This is a genomic window from Mesorhizobium sp. B2-3-10, from assembly GCF_006442275.1.
In the GTDB taxonomy this organism is placed as follows: Bacteria; Pseudomonadota; Alphaproteobacteria; order Rhizobiales; family Rhizobiaceae; genus Mesorhizobium; species Mesorhizobium australicum.
Genome location: NZ_VFVT01000008.1, coordinates 280,472 through 298,344, shown reverse-complemented (window position 1 = coordinate 298,344; position 17,873 = coordinate 280,472). Strand labels below are relative to the sequence as shown.

Here is a 17,873-nt window from a genome sequence, read left to right as displayed (position 1 = left end):
TCCTCAATGGCCGAAGGCCGGCGACAGCGTCCAGTCCTTCTGCGCCCTGTTGACCTCGTCGCGCAGCACGTCCCAGACGCGAGCGCGATACGCGTTGAATTCAGTGCTGGCGCGGATGTCGCCGTCGCGCGGCCGCGGCAGGTCGATGTCGATGATCTCCTTCACCGCGCCCGGCCGCGCCGTCATCACCACCACGCGATCGGCCAGGAAGATCGCCTCGTCGATCGAGTGGGTGACAAAAATGACCGTCGTCTTGATCTTGCCCCAGATGCGCAACAACTCGCCCTGCAGCAGTTCGCGCGTCTGCTGGTCGAGCGCGGCGAAGGGTTCGTCCATCAGCAGCACTTCTGGATTGCTGGCGAGCGCGCGGGCGATCGCCACGCGCTGCTGCATGCCGCCGGAAAGCTGGTTGGGGAAACGATCCTCGAAGCCGGCAAGCCCGAACAGCGACAAAAGGTGCCTGGCCGTCGCCGTCCGCTCCGTCTTCGCCACGCCGCGCACTTCCAGCGCATATTCGATATTGGCGAGCGCCGTGCGCCAGGGAAACAGCGCATATTGCTGGAAGACGTAGCCGGTCTTGGGATCGGGACGCGTGATGCGCCCGCCGTCGAGTTGGACGTCGCCGCCGGTCGCCCGCGTCAGCCCGCCGATAATGTCGAGCAGCACCGACTTGCCCGAGCCGCTCGGACCGACCAGCGTGACAAACTCGCCCTTGCGGATGGCAAGATCGACGCCGTCGAGAACGGTGACGCGATCGGTCGCCTCGCCTTCGACAGTGACGAACTGTCCTGGTTTGAGCTGGAAGGTCTTGCTGATGTTGTTGACGACGATGCGGTTCATGTCTTGTCGCTTCCTATTGCGCCACGCGGATGCGGTGCGTCGGGTCGAATTCGGAGCCGCCGGCCTTGCCGCGCGTCCAGCCGAGTGCGCGGGCATAGGAGCCGAACAGAAGGCGCGCTTCGACCTCTGCCTCGGTGATGCCGGTTGGCCCTTCGGCTGCCTCGGCCACGTAAAGAGCGTCGGTCGGACAGTAGATTTCGCACAGGAAACAGGTCTGGCAGTCGTCCTGGCGAGCAATGACGGGCGCGCCATGCTCGGTCGCGTCGAAGACATTGGTCGGGCACACCTTGACGCAGATGTCGCACTCAATGCAGCGCGTGGCCGAGACGATCTCGATCATGACGCCAGCTCCGCCAGCCGACCGGGCGCCCCTTCTATGCGGAACTCGTCGACACCGGTGACGATCAAGCGATGCGCCAGTGCCGGATTCTTGCCCGGCAGGTCGACGCGGCGATGCATGCCGCGGCTTTCGGTACGGTGCAATGCCGCGGCGACCGACCAGCGCCCGACTGCGGCGATCGACGCCGCTTCGCGCGTGCGTATCCGTTCGGGCCCTTCGCCCCGCAAATGGTCGCGCACGTCGCGCCAGACGCTCTCCAGCCGCTCGCTGCTTTTCTCAAGGCGGCCACCATCGCGGAAGAAGTTTTTGTCGAGCGGCGTCACCTCGTTGCGCACCGCCTCAATGACCTCGCCTGCCGCGATACCGGCACGCGGCGCCGCCGCCGGACGCAGACCGGCCTGACCGAGCGGTTGTGCGGCGCCCCGAAACGCTTTGCCGCTACGCCGCTTCGCGTGGGTCGAAGCCCCTTTGCCTGCCCACCAGCCGCTGGCCAGCGCCCAGGAGGAATTCACGGCGCCGCCGCCCGACACGGCGCCGGTCACGATCTCGCGGCTGGCCGCATCGCCGGCGGCGTAGAGGCCGGGCACGCCGGTGGCGCAATCGTCGGACACGATGTCGATGCCGCCAGTGCCGCGCACCGTGCCTTCGGCGCGCAGCGTGATACGGAACAACTCGCTGAACGGGTCGATGCCGGCACGGTCATAAGGCACGAAGCAGTTCGGCTGGCCCTGGCGCAGCCAGCCCTGCAGCGCCGGTTCGGCCTGGTCCAGCCGGGCATGGACCGGGCCGTCGATCAGCGCGCGGGCCACTTCCTCCTCGCGGTCGCCGATGCCGTTGCGCAAAGGTTCGCCAGTAGAGCCCAGGATCGGCGAACCATCCTCGCGGTGGAACGAGGCCCAGCGGAAGGGCAATCCCTTGTTGAGCGAGGAGCCATAAGGCGCCAACGTATACTTGCCGGTGAATTCCATGCCAGACAGGCTGGCGCCGGCCTCGGCCGCCATCAGATAGCCGTCGCCGGTCAGCCCCGTGCCGCCGAGGATGCGCTCGCGAAAGGCACAGCCGCCGGTGGCCAGGACCACCGCGCCCGCCTCGACGCGCCAATCGTGGCCGGCCTGCCTGGCGACTCCGGCGGCACCAACGATGGCATCGCCGTCGGACAAGAGTTCCAGCGCGGGATGGTGGTCGAGCACGGTCACGCCGGCAAGCAGCACCCGGCGGCGCATGAAGCGCATATAATCGGGCCCACGCAGATTGGCGATGTAGAGCCGGCCGTCATCCTCGCTCGGGAAGGGATAACCCCATTCCGAGAGCCTGAGCAAATTGCGGTAGGCGGTGTCGACGCAGCGCAGCATCCATCGCTGGTCCGCGAGCTCGCCCGTGCGCTGCCAGCGCCGCTCGACCACCGCATGCCTGTTGTCGCCCGGGGGCACGCACCATGTGCCGGTGTTCGACGGCGCGGTCGCGCCGCTGGTGCCGAGATAGCCTTTGTCGGCCAACACCACCTTGGCGCCGCTTTCAGCGGCCGCCACGGCTGCCCAGGCGGCCGATGGGCCGCCGCCCAGCACCAGCACGTCGACCTGGAGCTGCAAGGCATCGGAAGCTGATTTTTGCGATTTGGGCATCGATGCTCGGCGAAGGAGTGTGAGGCGGCTGGCGTTATGCGGCGCGGGCCGCACCCGAGAACCATAGCGGCTCGTTCCCGGCGCTCCATTTGATGTTGCAGCCGATCGACGGCACTTGGCTTGCGGCGGGCCTGCCGCCCTCCAGCACCGCGTCGACGGCCGCGCGCAGATCAGCACCAGTCACCGGCCTGCCATTGCCCGGCCGCGCATCGTCGAACTGGCCGTGATAGGCAAGCCGCCGGTCGGCGCCGAACAGGAAGAAGTCAGGCGTACAGGCCGCGCCATAGGCTTTGGCCACTTGCTGCGACGCGTCCTTCAGATAGGGGAAGGAATAATCGAACTTTTCGGACTCCTCGCCTATCCGCGCGAGCGTCTCCTCGGGATGCTCTAAATGGTCGTTGGCGTTGATCGCTAGCACCTGCAGGCCCTTCGGCGCATAGTCCCTGGCGAATGCAGCAAGCTGCTCGCGGATCAGCACGACAAAGGGGCACCGATTGGAAATGAAGGCGACGAGCAGGGCCGGCTTGGCATCGAAATCGGCAAGCTTGTGCAGCACGCCTTGCGCGTCGGCCAACAGGAAATCGGCGGCCCTGGTGCCCAGCTCGATCGGGTTGGATTCGGTTTGCGGCATCGATGTCTCCGTTGCAGCGGTTTCATGCAGTTATTTATTCTATCAATTTAGTAGGATTATACGCCTGAGGGCGCGTCTGCGGTCAACCGGGCAGCTTAGAATATCGTGCCAATGTTTCAGGCCGCGCCGGCACGTTTGTTCGAGATGAGGCTGTGTTGGAAGAAACGCGATTTGGCCAGGGAACATGGCTCTGGCAGCGGCGACTTCAATCTGCAGCTCCCGCGCCAGCTTCAGGAACGCATGGTCCTAGACCTTGCGAACGACCGCCTCACCATCTGCCCCGATACCGATCGCGATCCGCTCGCCGGAAACAATGCCCCCAATGTCGCAAACCACCAGCGGCATGCTGATCGCGTAGAGGAACTCGGCGACGATGGCGCCAACGGCAAGGATCGGGTCCGGCCGTTCCAGAAGAATGCCGGCCGGCGCCGTGCCCCTGCGGATTGCCTCGGCCAAGACAGAGGAAGAAGACGAGGACCCTCGCCCGCTCGGCATGACCAGTATCTTGCCGGAGACATTCTGGCCAAGGCCTGGGTGCGAATGATCCGTTATATCGCCGGTCTCGGCCTCTATGCCGCCCCAGAAGCTGAGCGGTTGCGAGAACACCAGCGCCTCGCCCTCGGCCTCGCCTGCCAGTTGGAAGGTGCCGACGCGTCCAATGGCATCCACCGATTGCATCATGAGGCGCTCCGCACGACACGCCCGATAGCCGCGGAGCGGATGCAATCCTTCATCTCGGCGAAGGCGACGGTCACGCCGATATTGCCCGGCGCATAATGCGCCCATTTGCCGGAATTGGTCATCACCACGCCGTCGAGACGCTCGAGAATCGAGGTGACATAGGTGCAGGTGTCGGCGACCGGGACCAGGCCGAACACCTCCATGCCAGCCAATGCCCCCTCCTCCTGCAATCGTGTCAGCGTCGCGCGACCGGTATTGACATAGATCGGAATGCCCCTGTCCGGTGCGACCGCGCGCAGCAACGGCAGCAGGCGCATCCACTCCGCATGCGAGAAATGCGGTGTGCCCAGCGACACGGCCGCCAGCGGCGTCCCGTCGGGTACGCGCGACAGCCTGGCCAGCGCTTGACCGATATCGGCGCGCGTGATGCGGATCGTTGCCTCCGGCGCTTGTCCATGGAACGCCTCGTCGAGTGTTCCCGCTTCCGGCGTGATGCCGACCGCGTGGAACAGCGCCACCGCGCCGGTCGTTGCCGCCGCCGCGCCCAGCGCCTTCAACTGGTCCTCGTCGCGCGGTTGCGGCAGACCAACGATCACAGGAATGCGGTCCCCACTGGCTTGCCCGATGATCAGCCCGACGCCGACGAACAGGCTGTCGCTCGGCTCCCCGTCGGCAACATCCAGCTCGAACAGGATGCGGCCACGCCGGTTCCCGCTCAGATGCAGGCCCCAGGCCGGTGCGCGACCGGTCATGGCGCAGCACAGATCGATGAAATCGCCATAGCGGTTTGTGCGCGCGCCGATCACTGAATTGGCAAAGACGATGGCATTGGATTCGCCCCAGGCGATCTGCTGGCCGAATTCAGGCCGAAACCGCGTCTGGTAAGGGGCACAGGTGAAGGTCGCCTGGCAGCCAAGCTCCAGATGCGCCTTCATCAAGCGCCGCGCCGGCATTTCTTCAGCCGCCGGCATCTTGACCATGCCGGGATGGATGAGGTCGAACGAGCCGACATTGAGCGTCGTCGGCACCCGGACACGTCCGCTTCCCTCGACCAGCCGCTCGACGAAGTCGAGCCCTGCCTTGCCGTGATAGAGGCAACCGTCGATATGGGCGCCGGTGATATCGAGCAGGCCGCTGGCGCCAATCGCGTTGGAAAAGGCGACGAGGATTTTCATGGCGGCGGCCGCGGCTGGGCCTTGCTCGCCATCGAGCATGGACCGGTCGCGGGCCGTCAGGTCAAGCGTCATCAAAATGCTCCGGGCTTAATTTACGCCCGGCTATGCGTTCCTCATTGTCGGCGGTCTGGCAAGAGCCGAAACGAGGATCAGCCCGCCGCCGCAATCAGCACTGTGCTCTCCGGCGACCAGCGCAGCACCACATCCTGACGTTCCACCAATCTGTCGGCGCCAGTATTCTGGACGATGACCTTCAACGTCTGGCCGGCGCAGCCGCGAGGCGGAGCGAGCGCCCGGCTTCGATCAGCGAGTCGTCACCTCGAGGCCGAGGCGGAGCGAAGCCGGCAGCAGCGCCAGATAGAGGTTCTGCGAGAAGAAGACGGCGTAATTGCCCAGCGTGAACGCCCACGGCGTCCCGTCAGCGGCAGGTCGGTCATGAGGGAGAAAAAGACCATGGCGAAGGCGGGAAGACCGGAGGCAATCGCTTTGCAGAAGAACGAAAGCCCGCTCCGGGAACCGGAGCGGGCCTTGGAGGAGGATGAAGGGGTGGGACCCTCTCCTCTTGTTTCCACGGGGGGTGTGGACCGCAATCACCATACAGCCGTCCTGCGGGGCGCATGATCACAAGCCGGCCTGCTTCCATCACATTCCAGTGCACGCCGGCGCGGGTTCGCTCACGGGACCGCGACGCCGGCGACACAAGAGGAGCCGGCTAGATGCGTCCCAGGACGACAAGGATGATGACGATGATCAACACAAGTCCGAGACCGCCACCGCCATAGTAACCGGTTCCGTAGAACGGGCCACCGCCCAGACCGCTGAAGCCGCCGAGCAGCGCGAGGATTAGAATAATGATAAGTATCGTTCCGAGACCCATGGCCTTCCCTGCTCCTGAATGCGCGCTTTCGCGCTGGTTCAACATCGCGCCATTTCGGATGTCGCAAGGTATGAACGTTTTAGAGGGGCTGGCGTTCCGCTGGACTATTGCGACTACGGAACAGACAGCCCGCAACGCAGAAAGTCCGCCTGGACGGCGGGCTTTCCAACCGGCCGGAGGCCAGGAGAGTGCGGTCAGGCCTACGGCTGGTTCCGCAACCTCCCTCAACCTCAGCGGCGTGCGATCAGCAGGCAGAGCTGCCGCAAGTCGCGGTCATAGGTCCCTTCGCTGCTGAGGACATCGACGCAGCGCTTCTTCATGCGCGTCACCTGCGAGCTTGACATCTGGGCCACGACACCAGGAACGTTGGGGTGATTGGGATTGGATGGGTTGCTCGGGTTGGACGGATTGCTGGGATTGGTGCCGTTGCCGATGCCCGCGCCGACACCAATGCCACCGGCGCCGCCAACACTGGCGCCAAGCCCCGCATTGATGCCACCCGTTCCGCCAACATTGGCACCGAGCCCGGCGTTGATGCCGCCCGAACCACCGATATTGGCGCCGGCTCCTGCATTGACGCCATTGCTGCCGCCGATCGACGCGCCGAGCCCGGCGCTGACGCCCCTCGAGCCGCCGACATTGGCGCCGGCTCCGGCATTGACGCCACCGCTGCCGCCGACCGAGGCACCGACGCCGGCATTGATGCCGCCACCGCCGCCGACCGAGGCGCCGACACCGGCATTGACACCGCCGCTACCGCCAACCGAGGCGCCGACACCGACGCCAAGACCTGCTGCGTTTGCTGGCACGGACAGAACCAAGACTATTGCACTACCCGCCAACACGCTGGCGACTGTCTTGATGGTAAAGGCCATAACACTCTCCTGTTGTCGTTGCGCTAGGCAGTCGGCATGCAGCCGATTGCGATGGCAACTACGTCGAAGAGAGTTTTGAGTTTCAATTCACGCTATACATGTGAGCGACATGGTATTAACTGTCGAAACAAGAAAGCGGTAATGATAATAAAAATATAATATAGCTGTAGAAAATATCTAATGGCAGACGTTTGCAATGTCTATATTTTGAGGAATTTACGAGAAAAAACGATTTAGAGCCAGCTGTTGGAGAGCCGATGATTTGGTGCCAGGCTGCTTGCTACCGAACAGCCAGGATACAGCACCTCACCTGCGGAGCAGTTCCGGACCATTGGACGCTAAGGAGCCCTGTTGGCCAACCCTGGATCAAACAGGACCGGCCACTCTCGCGTGACAGTCTGGCCTTCAGAATATCCGGTAAAACAGCCTATAGCGCACGCGCTCCATATAAGAGCGGTACTCAGGCTCCGCGGCAAGCAAGGCCTCCTCGCGCAGAATGCGGTACACCTGCAGATAGGTGATAACCGCATAGACGGCGAGATTGTAGAAGGAAAACGCCGACAGCAGGTAGAGGACATGGCCGGTAAGGTAACCGGCATAGATCGGATGCCGCACCAGGCGGTAGGCGCCGCCGGTCATCACGCCGCGATTGGCGGGCAGGATGGCAAAGGAACGACCCAGCGACAGCTTTCCCCAGATGACGAACCACAGTGCCAGGAACTGCAGCGGCGCGGCGACATAGATGGGGATGATGGGGATGCCCGGTTCCATGGTGATCAAGGCGACACCAAAACTGGCGGTCACCGAAGCGACTACCGCAAGCGGGCTCCAGTCACGCGTCACCGGCCGCCGCGATAGCAGCAGCCAGGTAAAGGTGAGCGTCTCGGAAACCGCCACCAGCGCGATATTGAACCGGGTGGGATCCTGCACGAAGTGATACACGCCCCGGTACACAAACAGCCCCGCGCATGCGAGCGCACAAATGCGAAAGAAGCCTTCGCGCAAGTCGGCCAGGGTCTCGCGCTTGCGCGCTTCGGATATCATCCCGCCCTGGTTGACGCGCGGAAGCGTTTCGCTTTTTGGTGCAAGCAAGGCAAGAACCCCGATGATCCCTCGGAGGGACCTTTGCACGCAACCATTGCTGTGCGGTTAACCGAGAAGATCATATCGGCATCAGAAACGGCGACGGCGCCGCCGAAAGACATGCGAGACACAAGGCACGGCCGTGCAGATTGTCTCCGCTTCGAGGATCGCCAGGAATGGGTTTCGCCCGAGTTGATCCTCTCCTTAAGGGATTGGCCAGCTACCCCAGAAATGCGTTGCTGAAATACCTGGCGAAATCCGGGCTCTGCGGCAGAACCTTACCGTCGGTGTCGCGCAGAATGCCGGCGGCGAAGAGGTAGTTGCCGATCGCTTCCATCTTGGCAGGGTCCAACGTCCCGATGGCACCATTTTGCCCGCGTAGATAATTGCCCTCGAGCAGTGCCTTCAGCGAGGCGTGGACCAAGGCCGGATTCGTCAGGGCATCCTTGTTGGCGGCTATCAGCAGCGTGGCGGCCTCCCCTGGATGATCGACGGCGAATTGGTAACCGCGCCGCGTTGCCTGGATGAAGGATGACGACAATTCGGGGTTCGCCTGGAGATACGCTTCGCTCGAAGAGATAAGCGTGGTGTGCTCATCGGGGACGCCATGGTCGGCATAGACGAAACTGCGCTGCTTAACGCCCCTGAGTTCGGCTTCGACGCCCTCCCAGGTCGACACTTCCAGCGTGAAGTCGACCGAACCGTTGGCCAGCGCCTCGTAGGCGGAAGTGCCCAGCGTCACCGTCTCGAAATCGCCCTTGCCGCCGTCGTGACGGATGATGGTCGAGATCAGCGCGGTCTCCCAGGCGCTGCCGAAACCGCCATAGGTCAGGCCATCCAGATCTTTCGGGCTTTTGATGTCGCTGCGCGCGGCATTGAACACCAGCCGGCCTGTCTCGGACTGCACGACGGCATAGACGCCCTTCAGATCGGCCCCCGCGGTCTTCTGGGTGAACAGGCTGATGGTGCCGTTGATCCCGAAATCGGCGACATGGTTGGCGACAAGCGTGCCGGCACCGGTATCGCTGTACGGCAGGATGTCGACCTCGATGCCGGCTTCCCGATAAAATCCCTTATCGCGGGCGACGAACAGGCCGATGTGGTTGGTGTTGACCGTCCAGTCGAGGGCGACTGTGACCGTCCGCGTTGCCGCGAAGGAACGGCTCGATCCGGTGATCAGCGGTACGCTGCCGGCAAGGGTGAGCAGCAGGGCTTGCCTGCGCGTCAAGTCAATCATGGTCATGTCCTTTGGATGGCTGGGGGTTGAGCAAAATGTCGAGAATCTCGGCCTCGAGTGCCCCGGCCTGCCGCGTGGCCGCGCTGGCGGAATCGCGCGGGCGCGGCAGCGGCACCTTGATCTCGCGCACGACCCGGGCAGGCCGCGCGGACAGCACATAGATGCGGTCGGACAGGAACAGGGCTTCGCGCACGTCATGAGTGATCAGCAACGCCGTCCAGTGGTGGTGCCGCCACATCTGTTCGAGCCAGCGCTGCAGGGCCGCACGGGTCAGTGCGTCGAGCGCGCCGAACGGCTCGTCGAGCAGCAACATATCGCGTTCCTGCACCACGGTACGTAAAAGCGCCGTGCGCTGGCGCATGCCGCCCGAGAGCTGCGCTGGAAAGTGCCACTCGAAGCCGGCAAGGCCGAACTCGGCAATCAGCGGAGCCACACGCTTCCGTGCCGCCTTGCGGCTGACGCCTTGCACCTCGAGTCCGAGCGTGGTGTTGTCGAGGATGCGCCGCCACGGCATCAGCGCGTCGCGCTGCGGCATGAAGGCGAAATGCCTGCCGTGATCGTCGAGCGGCACGCCGTCGAAGAACATCTCACCCTCGCCATGCTCGGCGCCGGTCAGAAGCTGGAACAGCGTCGACTTGCCGGCTCCCGAAGGTCCAAGGATCGAGACGAATTCGCCGGCATCGACACGAAGCGAAATGTCGGCGAGCACATCGAGCCCGCCAAACGCCTTGCGAACATGCCGCAATTCGAGCCGGCTCATGCTTCTGGACCTTTTCCAGCGCCTTGCCTGCCAGCGGCTCGTTCCCAGGGCATGGCAAGACGCTGCAGCAGCATCGTCAGCCCGAACAGGACAAGGGTGAGCGCTGCGCTGACGCAGACGGCGGCGAGCACCAGGTCGGGACGGAAATTGTTCTTGGCGTTGAGCATGTAGATGCCCAGCCCTTTGGCCGCGCCTGCATATTCGGCGAAAATGGCGCCGACGACGGCATAGGTGATGGATATCCTGAGGCCAGCGAAGAAATAAGGCAGCGCCGAAGGCAATCGTGCCAGCATGAAGACACGCCAACGCCCTGCTCCCATGGCACGCAGCATCTGACCGATCTCCACCTCGGTAGCCTCGTAGCCCTGTACCAGCGCGACCAGCATCGGGAAGAAGGTGACCAGCGCCACCAGCACGATCTTGGGCGCCAGCCCGAAGCCGAACCACAGCACCACCAATGGCGCGATGGCGACCAGCGGCAAAGTCTGGCTGACTATGAAGATGGGAAACAGCGCTCGCCGCAAAGGCTGGAAGAAGTCGACCAGCATCGACAGGGCGAAGGCGGCACTGAGCGAACAGGCAAAACCGATCAGCGTGGCGCGGACCGTGGGAATGGCGTTGTCGACCAAGGCTTCCCGATTGAGCATCGCCTGTTCGAAGACGCGCGAGGGCGCCGGCAGAACCGTCGGCTTGATGCCGGAAATGTTTGCGTACAGTTCCCAGGCCACGAGCACCAAACCGATCGATATCACGGCCGGCGCTGTTTTTGCGGAGAAGCCCGCGACGTTACGCGGGTTGAATGACGATGAGACCACGAGCGGTTCAGACGGCGGTGGGACTGTTGGCCGAGACCGTGACATCGAGGGTTACATGGCCGGCGCCGGGCCCGAAGCGGCAGAAGGCTTCATCGAGGGCGGAGAAGATCGCGCCGGCATCGCCGCGCAGCTTGGTGCAGAAATTCTTGGAGCGATCGTAGACGCCGGACTGCTTCAGGAAATCTATGCAGCCATAGATTTCGTCCATGTGGTCGTCAGTGCCCATCACATAGAGCGAGAACTGCGCCGCCGCCGGCTGGCCAGTGGCCGGCGCGCCGCGCACTGCGGTGATGGCGGCTTGCTTGCGCGGGCCGAGTGGCCCGGCAGGTCCGCCGAACGTGTCGGAGCGGCAGATCGGGTCATCCGGCTCGCCTGGGCAGCCACGCGAAATGGTGGCTGACAGCACGCAATGCCTGCCGCTGCCAGACGCGGCCACAAAAAGGTCGCGCAGCGCAGGGAATAACACCTCGGGCGCCCCGACCAGCAAGGTCGAAATGTCGTCGGTCTCGATCCTGAGCTTGTCACGGTACGGATCGAGCGCGCCGAGCGCGCCCAGAATGATGCCGACGAAATCGTCGGCCATTGGATATAGAGAAACCTGTGCGCCTGAAAACATCGCCCGCCTCGCTCCGCTGGTATTACCCAGATCAGCTTCTAGGGTCTGTGGGCTTGCCGCCCCCGTCTCAGCCCCGACCGTACGGAGCACCCCTGTGGATAGGCGCGTTAAAGCATCATTCGGACGGTTGGGAAAGCTGTTTTTTTGGCAAGCCGCGCTAAAGCATTGCCCGAGCTCCAGGGCAATTGGACATCGCCGGCGCGGAAATTTGTCTGGAACCTTCGCCATTCCGAGGGGTTGTCCCACCAGTCGCTGGACGCGATTCCAGGACCAATTTTCCGTTCGGGATTGTGTCAAAACAAGAGATTGAGCGGTTCATGATTTCCGCGAAACCGTGCACCGTTCCCGGCGACGAGTTCACAGAAAATGGAGACAAATCATGTTCATGAAAATCCTCGCGGCTTCGGCCTTCACCATTGCCGTTGCAACATCCGCCATGGCGCAAAGCAATAGCGCGGCGGGCGCGGATGGGTCCGGCGGCAGCGGCAAGTCCGTCACTGTGGACCCAAGCACCCCGGCGCCCAGTACGATCGATCCGGGCGCGACCAACAGCACGACCACCACGCCGGGCGACATGAATTCCAATGCGGACAAGAATTGCCCGACCAACCCGCAGGGTGCACAGACGGACGCCAACGGCAACGCCACCGCGCCCACCGTGAATGACAACAACTGCGGAAAGTAGTTTGCCATCGCGATATGGGAACCGCGGACGCAGTTTCCGCGGTTCCCACTATTGGGATTCAGTGTCCGCGACTACTCGCTGGCGGCTGTGGTGCCGCTTCACTGCCCACCCGGCCAAAGACCCTTAATTCAGCGTACGGTTTGCCGGCCCGGGGGCGTGGGAACGAGGCGTATATTTTCATCAGCCGTTTGAGCAGGCGCCCGTAGGTGAGGTGCCGAACCCGGCCATTGGCAAGATCGAACTCCACCATCCCCCATCGCCTTAGGGGACCCTTTCCGGTTGGCGGACCCAGTCGCCTGACCTGGAAGGCCAGCCTGACCTTGCGGCCGGCGACATCCAGATAGATACCGGGTTTAGCGCCCAATACGTGCCACATCCGGGCAACGTGCCCGATCGACATGTCGGACGAAATCGCCATGTGGTCCCGCTCAAGTCGAGCCCAGACGAAATCACCGGCTGGCTGCCGCATCCCCGACACCAAATTCTTGCAATAGCCTGGCGCCACCTCACGCACCAACCGGCGCATCGCGCTCGCCACGCCGTCCACCATATCCCGCCGCGATGCCCAGTCTGCTTCGGTGAACGGCACTTGTCCGAGGATGTCGCCGTCGTCGAAATTGGCCGACATCTTATGCAGTGTCACGCCGCCATGGACGGCATGCTGGCCATCCGCGACAAGACGATGGAGAGGATGCGGCCCCCGGTAGTTGGGCAGCAGCGCCGGATGAAAATTAAGCCCGCCCTTGGGAAAGAGGTCGAGCAGCTGCTGCGGGATCAAGGTCGGGAAAGCGAAGCAGATCAGCACATCCGCGGCGACGTCAGGCAATTGCCGGGCAAGCTCGTTCCAGTCGTAAGGCCGGCGGAATTCGATCAGCTTTACCGGCGTGTTGCCGAGATGGCGCCTGAGCAAAAGCCGGCGCCTCAGCCTGCGCCGAAAATTGCCAATGCTGAAGCCTCTGGATGGGCGTTGAAAACCAGGCACGATGATCGCACCAACACGGTTTCCCGCCTCGATCCATCCGGAAAGCAGCGGCCCGGTATAAGCAGAAACATCCAGGATGAAAATTGCATTGAGTTGCCCGGCGCAGGCCGCGGGTTCGGAAGAAATCATCTTCTCAAGCCCAGCGGGGCAAGACGTAGCCTGCCCGCACCAGCAATTCGATCACCGTTACAACTCGGCCGGCCAGGCCCGAAAGCCGGCCTGGCCGGTCAGGCTGCCTTGGAAGAAAGCGGTCCCGCCGCAACACTTGAGAGTCTTTCCCGCTTCACCAACACCGGCTTTTCGTAGATCTTCTTCATGCTCATCCCCGATGATCGATCAACCCACACAGTTGGCCAGCAACGCAACGAACTGTCAACCGCCACGGCGGCCAACAGCCCCTATGCGTATGATCCTTGGCAATCGACGGGCGTTTATACCCCACCTGCTGCCAAAACGGCTGGTGAACCTTATGAAACCGCCTTTTCACGAACCGGCAGCTTCCAGCCTGGTCTGACGAAATGGCAGGTGTAGCCGTTGGGATATTTCTCGAGATAGTCCTGGTGCTCGGGTTCGGCCTCCCAGAACGCTCCGGCCGGCGCAAGTTCGGTGACGACCTTGCCGGGCCACAGGCCGGAGGCGTCGACATCGGCGATGGTGTCCTCCGCCACACGCTTCTGCTCCTCATCGGTGTAGTAGATTGCGGAGCGATAGCTCATGCCGACATCGTTTCCCTGGCGATTGCGCGTCGTCGGATCATGTATCTGGAAGAAGAATTCCAGAAGCTGGCGAAAGCTGATTTTCGCCGGGTCGAAGGTGATCTCGATGGCTTCGGCATGGGTGCCATGATTGCGATAGGTGGCGTTCGGCACGTCGCCGCCACTGTAGCCGACACGCGTGGCAAGGACACCCGGGAAGCGCCGGATCAAATCCTGCATGCCCCAGAAGCAGCCGCCGGCAAGCACTGCACGTTCGCTCGAAGTCGCCATGTCACGTCTCCTCAAAAGGCAATTCCGGGGAAGTGTAGCGGCTCTCCGTCGGGAATTGCGCGGCACAAACTTGGATAGTGCATAAATGGGCATTGATGCCAGCTTCGTCCAGTCAGACGAGCGGCCGTCCGGTTGTATTATAGGGGGATCGCACGACGCCGCTCACCCTAGCTGCGCGGATGCCGGGTCCGGCTGCTGGCGGCAGCCGGCACATATCGCGTGCCGGGCGGAATGACGGCAAAGCTGATCGCCACCGGCGGTGCCTCGCGCGACCAGTTGAAAAGAACGGTCTTGACCGGGATATTGTCCACCCACGCCAGAAATCTTGACGGCACGTGACGACCCGACCAGACCATCAGCATGCCGTGGTCGCGCAACCGCTGCCTCGTGATCCAGGGTGCAAACCGCATATCGAGATCGGTGAAGATAGACGGCTTGTCATAGGCGTTGAGGCCAGCCAGCATGGCAAGATTGGTGTCGCCACCGACGATGTCGAGCCGGCCCGGCGCCGCCGCGTGCCAGATTGCCTCGGCCTCGTCCGAGATCGGCCGCGCCGGCCAGCAGACGGCGTCCATGCGTCCACGCACATTGCAGTCCGTCCATCGGATCGCCCCATAGGCGCCCGACATGGCGACGATGCAGATGAAGGCGCAGATCGCCAACCTTCTCATCTCGACGGCACCGAGCCGGTGACCGAGAAAGGCGAGCGCGACGACGCCGACAAGATTGTACATCGGCGCGCCCCAGGCTTCCCCGGTGCCGGTGAACAACGAGACCACCATGATCAGCGCCGCCGGCCCAAGCCCCATCCAGCAGAGATAGACGAGCGTGTCGCGCTCGACCGGCACTTGCGGGGCTGGTGAGCGCCGCAATAGCCCTGATAGCGCCAACACCAGGAGAAAGCCGGAAAGGCCGGCCATCTGGACGCCGATATAATAGAGCCGCGCCCGATGCTCGCTCACCCATGCATCGCGGCCGGCGAAATAGGTCAACGGCAGGAAATCGATGCGGTAGAGTGCGATGGCAAGCGGCGCGGCGACGGCGAGAAACACAGCCAGGCCAAGCCATGGCCAGGGTGTCGCCAGCCGGCTGCGCGCACGTGGGTCGCACAGCAGCCAGAGGCCGCCGAAGGCAAGCAGCAAGCCGGTGGAGAACTTGGCGTAGAGCCCGACGCCCGACACCAATCCGAGCGCCAGCCACCAGCCCGGCCCGCCGCCGCGGCTGGCGCGCCACAGCAACCAGCAGATCGCCGCCCAGAACGGCATCTGCGCATAGTCGTGATTGAATTGCGGCGTCGGCCAGCCGAAGAAATAGACCGACGGCATCAAAAGCACGGCGGCCAGCGCTTTGTCGCGGCCGAGCGTGTCGCGAGCCAGCAGGCAGACCAGGACGAAAGTGGCCGAGATCGTCAGCTGGGCCAGCAGATATTGCGGCCAGCGGAACGATCCGGTCAGGAGATGACTGGTCTCGAGCAGCCAGCCGGGGAGTTGCGGATGCTTGTAGGTCAAAAGCACCCATTCGCGGCCCCACATGAAGCCTTCCACGACGTCGCCGGGCGGTGCGGGATCGATGAGTGTTGGCACCAGGGTCCAGCACAGGATCTGCACCAGGCACAAAAGTGCCAGCAAACCCCAAGGGTGCCGAAGCAGCGCGGACCAGACCAATGACGAGTCCAGGCCCACGGCAGGCAGTGCTGCCGGCACCCAACGATCCATGGAGTCGTCAATTCCCGCCATGCCGCGCTTAAATCACATCGCCCGGTTTGCCGAATAGCCCCAAGGTCAAAGCTTACAAAAAAGTATACTTGGGTGCCATTGCAATACCAAGATTGAGCGGGAATCTCGGCATTCTATTGCCCTCCCCGGGCAAAACAGCCCGCACACCTGATCCCACTTCAGCATCCCGGACATTCGATGCGTCACCAGCATGCCGTCATCCATCACCGCGCGCTCGACTTCTGGCTGGCACGCGCGGCTGTCCTCGTCATCATCTGCCTGCAGCTTCTGGTCATCAACGATCTTTCGTTCGGCCCTCGCTGGCTGGCGCCGGCGCTGGAGGCCGCCCTGCTGGTGCCCCTGTCCGTGGCCACCGCCTGGACGCAGGTCGCCACCCAGAAAGCGGTCGAGGAAGAGCACTGGTATCTCGTCGGCCGTTTTCGCGTCATGATCCGCAGAACGGCCCTGGCAATGACCGGCGTCGTCAGTGTCATGAACTGCGGCTCGCTGGTGCTGCTGGTGCGCGCTTTGCTGGCGGGACATGCCGGCAGCAGCGGCCAGACACTGCTGGTCGACGCGCTCAATATCTGGCTCACCAACATCATCGTTTTCGCCTTGTGGTTCTGGAGCACCGACCGCGGCGGGCCGCCGACCTGCGGACTGGTCAAACGCGCCCATGCCGATTTTCTGTTTCCGCAAATGACCCTGGACGATCGCGAGGTCCGCGACTGGCTGCCTGGCTTCGTTGATTATTTCTTCCTCGCCTTCACCAATGCGACGGCGTTTTCACCAACCGACACCTTGCCCCTTTCCCAGCGCGCCAAGCTTTTGATGATGGCGGAGGCGATGATCTCGCTGCTCACGATCGCGCTGGTCGCGGCCCGCGCCGTCAACATCATGGCCTGAGTACGGTTTTCCGACCTTGCGCCGAAGAGGAGCCGGGCCTCGTATCCGTGAAACGATGAGCGGCCCGAAGACGCAAAAAAGCCCGCCCCGGCGTGAGCCAAGGCGGGCTTTTGGTTCGATCGAGGCCTCAGGTGCCGGTCCCAAAGCAAGGCCGGCGGTCAGTCCTCCGGGGCTGGCCCGAACTTCCGCACGATCACCTCGAACAGAATATCCGAGAGGACGTCCAATTGGTTGACGGCGACACCGAAATCCTTGGGCAGCACGGACAGCACGATCTTCAGATACTGGTCCGGCTTGTCGGTCCGCACCTCGGCGAGGACACCGGCGCCATGCGCCTGAAAATCGGCCCGCACGGCGGCGAGGAAATCATCGCCCAATGTTTTCTTGGTCCGCTTCGGCCGGGGCGTCTTGGCGGATACCGGACTGGCAGCGGGCTTGCGCCTTGCCGCCCTGGCCTTGCGGCGCGCCGGCCCGGTTTCACCGGTCATGGGTCCGCGCCCCGACATTGACATCACCGGCGGCGGCCTTCGGCGGCGCCTGCCTGGCCCGCTTTTTCAAGCGGGCGGATTTCTTCCTGGCCTTTCCGCGCTTCGGCTTCGCGGCCTGTGCGGGCCTCGCCACAGGCCTTGCAGCCTTGAGCCGCGCCATTGCGAGACCTACGAGCTGTGCGCCGATACCGGCCTGCGGAAAGCAGAAGCCACCGGCCGCATCGCGCACCATGCCGATCAGCACGCCGGCGGGAACCTCCTCGACGCGGCCGAGGCGCGCCACAGGGCCGGCGCCCTCGAATTCGCCGATGGCGCTGACGATCTCGCGGCCGTCATCGCCGGTGATGATGCTGGCATAGCGGGGCATGGGATTCTCGCATCTCGCGGAAGCAGCGCTCTACGGCGCCACCGCATCGGCAGGCAATCCAACCAAGGACCAGAAATACAAAACCCGCCTCGGCGGCGGGTCGGTGGCGCAAATCAGCACCATGGATGGATTTATAGCATCGCTGCCCTCACCGGTCAATGCCAAATAGGAAAAAATTCACATTTCCGGGAG

The 17,873-nt window shown here is 63.4% G+C and carries 22 protein-coding genes, 2 pseudogenes and 1 riboswitch; of the genes and pseudogenes, 3 read left to right on the top strand and 21 right to left on the bottom strand.

Features of this window, described 5'->3' with window-relative positions:
* Positions 1 to 3: 3 nt before the first annotated feature.
* From FJ943_RS23925 to FJ943_RS23855, 15 genes and pseudogenes are all read right to left on the bottom strand, one after another.
* Positions 4 to 840, bottom strand: a complete 837-nt coding sequence (locus FJ943_RS23925; RefSeq protein ID WP_140725453.1) for an ABC transporter ATP-binding protein — start codon at positions 838 to 840, stop codon at positions 4 to 6.
* Between the two features lie 13 nt (positions 841 to 853).
* On the bottom strand, positions 854 to 1,180 hold the full coding sequence (locus FJ943_RS23920; protein ID WP_015317062.1) for a ferredoxin family protein: 327 nt from the start codon (positions 1,178 to 1,180) through the stop codon (positions 854 to 856).
* A complete protein-coding gene (locus FJ943_RS23915; protein WP_140725450.1) occupies positions 1,177 to 2,802 on the bottom strand; it encodes an FAD-binding protein in 1,626 nt (541 codons plus the stop codon). The genes FJ943_RS23920 and FJ943_RS23915 overlap by 4 nt, the downstream gene beginning before the upstream one ends.
* A gap of 34 nt (positions 2,803 to 2,836) precedes the next feature.
* Positions 2,837 to 3,433: a thioredoxin family protein gene (locus FJ943_RS23910; RefSeq protein WP_140725448.1), complete on the bottom strand. Its 597-nt coding sequence runs from the start codon at positions 3,431 to 3,433 to the stop codon at positions 2,837 to 2,839.
* 246 nt (positions 3,434 to 3,679) lie between these two features.
* Positions 3,680 to 4,114 (bottom strand): DUF126 domain-containing protein, encoded by a 435-nt coding sequence (locus tag FJ943_RS23905; RefSeq protein ID WP_181174617.1) that lies wholly within the window; start codon positions 4,112 to 4,114, stop codon positions 3,680 to 3,682.
* Positions 4,111 to 5,361: an aconitase X gene (locus tag FJ943_RS23900; RefSeq protein ID WP_140725445.1), complete on the bottom strand. Its 1,251-nt coding sequence runs from the start codon at positions 5,359 to 5,361 to the stop codon at positions 4,111 to 4,113. The genes FJ943_RS23905 and FJ943_RS23900 overlap by 4 nt, the downstream gene beginning before the upstream one ends.
* Before the next feature lie 77 nt (positions 5,362 to 5,438).
* Positions 5,439 to 5,555, bottom strand: a pseudogene (locus FJ943_RS30270) (spermidine/putrescine ABC transporter ATP-binding protein); the annotation flags it as partial.
* 46 nt (positions 5,556 to 5,601) lie between these two features.
* Positions 5,602 to 5,861: pseudogene (locus FJ943_RS30265) on the bottom strand (hypothetical protein); the annotation flags it as partial.
* A 140-nt stretch (positions 5,862 to 6,001) separates the two neighbouring features.
* On the bottom strand, positions 6,002 to 6,166 hold the full coding sequence (locus FJ943_RS23885) for a DUF3309 family protein (protein ID WP_023769518.1): 165 nt from the start codon (positions 6,164 to 6,166) through the stop codon (positions 6,002 to 6,004).
* Between the two features lie 230 nt (positions 6,167 to 6,396).
* Positions 6,397 to 7,041, bottom strand: a complete 645-nt coding sequence (locus FJ943_RS23880) for a hypothetical protein (RefSeq protein WP_140725442.1) — start codon at positions 7,039 to 7,041, stop codon at positions 6,397 to 6,399.
* Positions 7,042 to 7,446: 405 nt separating this feature from the next.
* Positions 7,447 to 8,085: an isoprenylcysteine carboxylmethyltransferase family protein gene (locus FJ943_RS23875; protein WP_140725439.1), complete on the bottom strand. Its 639-nt coding sequence runs from the start codon at positions 8,083 to 8,085 to the stop codon at positions 7,447 to 7,449.
* 259 nt (positions 8,086 to 8,344) lie between these two features.
* Positions 8,345 to 9,361, bottom strand: coding sequence for an ABC transporter substrate-binding protein (locus FJ943_RS23870; protein ID WP_140725437.1), 1,017 nt, complete (start codon positions 9,359 to 9,361; stop codon positions 8,345 to 8,347).
* Positions 9,354 to 10,121, bottom strand: coding sequence for an ABC transporter ATP-binding protein (locus tag FJ943_RS23865; protein ID WP_140718382.1), 768 nt, complete (start codon positions 10,119 to 10,121; stop codon positions 9,354 to 9,356). The genes FJ943_RS23870 and FJ943_RS23865 overlap by 8 nt, the downstream gene beginning before the upstream one ends.
* Entirely contained in the window at positions 10,118 to 10,981 is an 864-nt protein-coding gene (locus tag FJ943_RS23860) for an ABC transporter permease (protein WP_181174616.1), read from the bottom strand. Before FJ943_RS23860 ends, FJ943_RS23865 begins: the two co-directional genes overlap by 4 nt.
* Entirely contained in the window at positions 10,944 to 11,552 is a 609-nt protein-coding gene (locus tag FJ943_RS23855) for a YkoF family thiamine/hydroxymethylpyrimidine-binding protein (protein ID WP_140725434.1), read from the bottom strand. The genes FJ943_RS23860 and FJ943_RS23855 overlap by 38 nt, the downstream gene beginning before the upstream one ends.
* Positions 11,543 to 11,656, bottom strand: a riboswitch (TPP riboswitch). Its footprint overlaps the gene before it by 10 nt.
* A gap of 275 nt (positions 11,657 to 11,931) precedes the next feature.
* On the opposite strand from FJ943_RS23855, the gene FJ943_RS23850 reads away from it, so the two are divergent.
* A complete protein-coding gene (locus FJ943_RS23850) occupies positions 11,932 to 12,237 on the top strand; it encodes a hypothetical protein (RefSeq protein ID WP_140725431.1) in 306 nt (101 codons plus the stop codon).
* Positions 12,238 to 12,295: 58 nt separating this feature from the next.
* Here FJ943_RS23850 and FJ943_RS23845 read toward each other — a convergent pair whose 3' ends face one another.
* From FJ943_RS23845 to FJ943_RS23835, 4 genes are all read right to left on the bottom strand, one after another.
* Positions 12,296 to 13,348, bottom strand: a complete 1,053-nt coding sequence (locus FJ943_RS23845; protein WP_140725428.1) for a formyltransferase family protein — start codon at positions 13,346 to 13,348, stop codon at positions 12,296 to 12,298.
* Positions 13,349 to 13,446: 98 nt separating this feature from the next.
* A complete protein-coding gene (locus FJ943_RS29835; RefSeq protein WP_210161496.1) occupies positions 13,447 to 13,536 on the bottom strand; it encodes a putative RiPP precursor in 90 nt (29 codons plus the stop codon).
* A gap of 150 nt (positions 13,537 to 13,686) precedes the next feature.
* A complete protein-coding gene (gene msrA / locus FJ943_RS23840) occupies positions 13,687 to 14,205 on the bottom strand; it encodes a peptide-methionine (S)-S-oxide reductase MsrA (protein ID WP_140620653.1) in 519 nt (172 codons plus the stop codon).
* A 167-nt stretch (positions 14,206 to 14,372) separates the two neighbouring features.
* Entirely contained in the window at positions 14,373 to 15,920 is a 1,548-nt protein-coding gene (locus tag FJ943_RS23835; RefSeq protein WP_246671929.1) for a glycosyltransferase family 39 protein, read from the bottom strand.
* A gap of 198 nt (positions 15,921 to 16,118) precedes the next feature.
* On the opposite strand from FJ943_RS23835, the gene FJ943_RS23830 reads away from it, so the two are divergent.
* Positions 16,119 to 16,826 carry a hypothetical protein gene (locus FJ943_RS23830; protein WP_140725422.1) on the top strand — a complete coding sequence of 236 codons (708 nt, stop codon included), beginning with the start codon at positions 16,119 to 16,121 and terminating at the stop codon, positions 16,824 to 16,826.
* Between the two features lie 158 nt (positions 16,827 to 16,984).
* Here the strand turns inward: FJ943_RS23830 and FJ943_RS23825 are convergent, their stop codons facing one another.
* Together FJ943_RS23825 and FJ943_RS23820 are read right to left on the bottom strand one after the other, a co-directional pair.
* Positions 16,985 to 17,314, bottom strand: coding sequence for a hypothetical protein (locus FJ943_RS23825; RefSeq protein ID WP_140725420.1), 330 nt, complete (start codon positions 17,312 to 17,314; stop codon positions 16,985 to 16,987).
* Positions 17,304 to 17,681 carry a hypothetical protein gene (locus tag FJ943_RS23820; protein WP_140725417.1) on the bottom strand — a complete coding sequence of 126 codons (378 nt, stop codon included), beginning with the start codon at positions 17,679 to 17,681 and terminating at the stop codon, positions 17,304 to 17,306. The genes FJ943_RS23825 and FJ943_RS23820 overlap by 11 nt, the downstream gene beginning before the upstream one ends.
* On the opposite strand from FJ943_RS23820, the gene FJ943_RS29715 reads away from it, so the two are divergent.
* Positions 17,680 to 17,850 (top strand): hypothetical protein, encoded by a 171-nt coding sequence (locus FJ943_RS29715; protein ID WP_181174615.1) that lies wholly within the window; start codon positions 17,680 to 17,682, stop codon positions 17,848 to 17,850. The genes FJ943_RS23820 and FJ943_RS29715 overlap by 2 nt on opposite strands.
* The last annotated feature ends 23 nt before the right edge of the window (positions 17,851 to 17,873 follow it).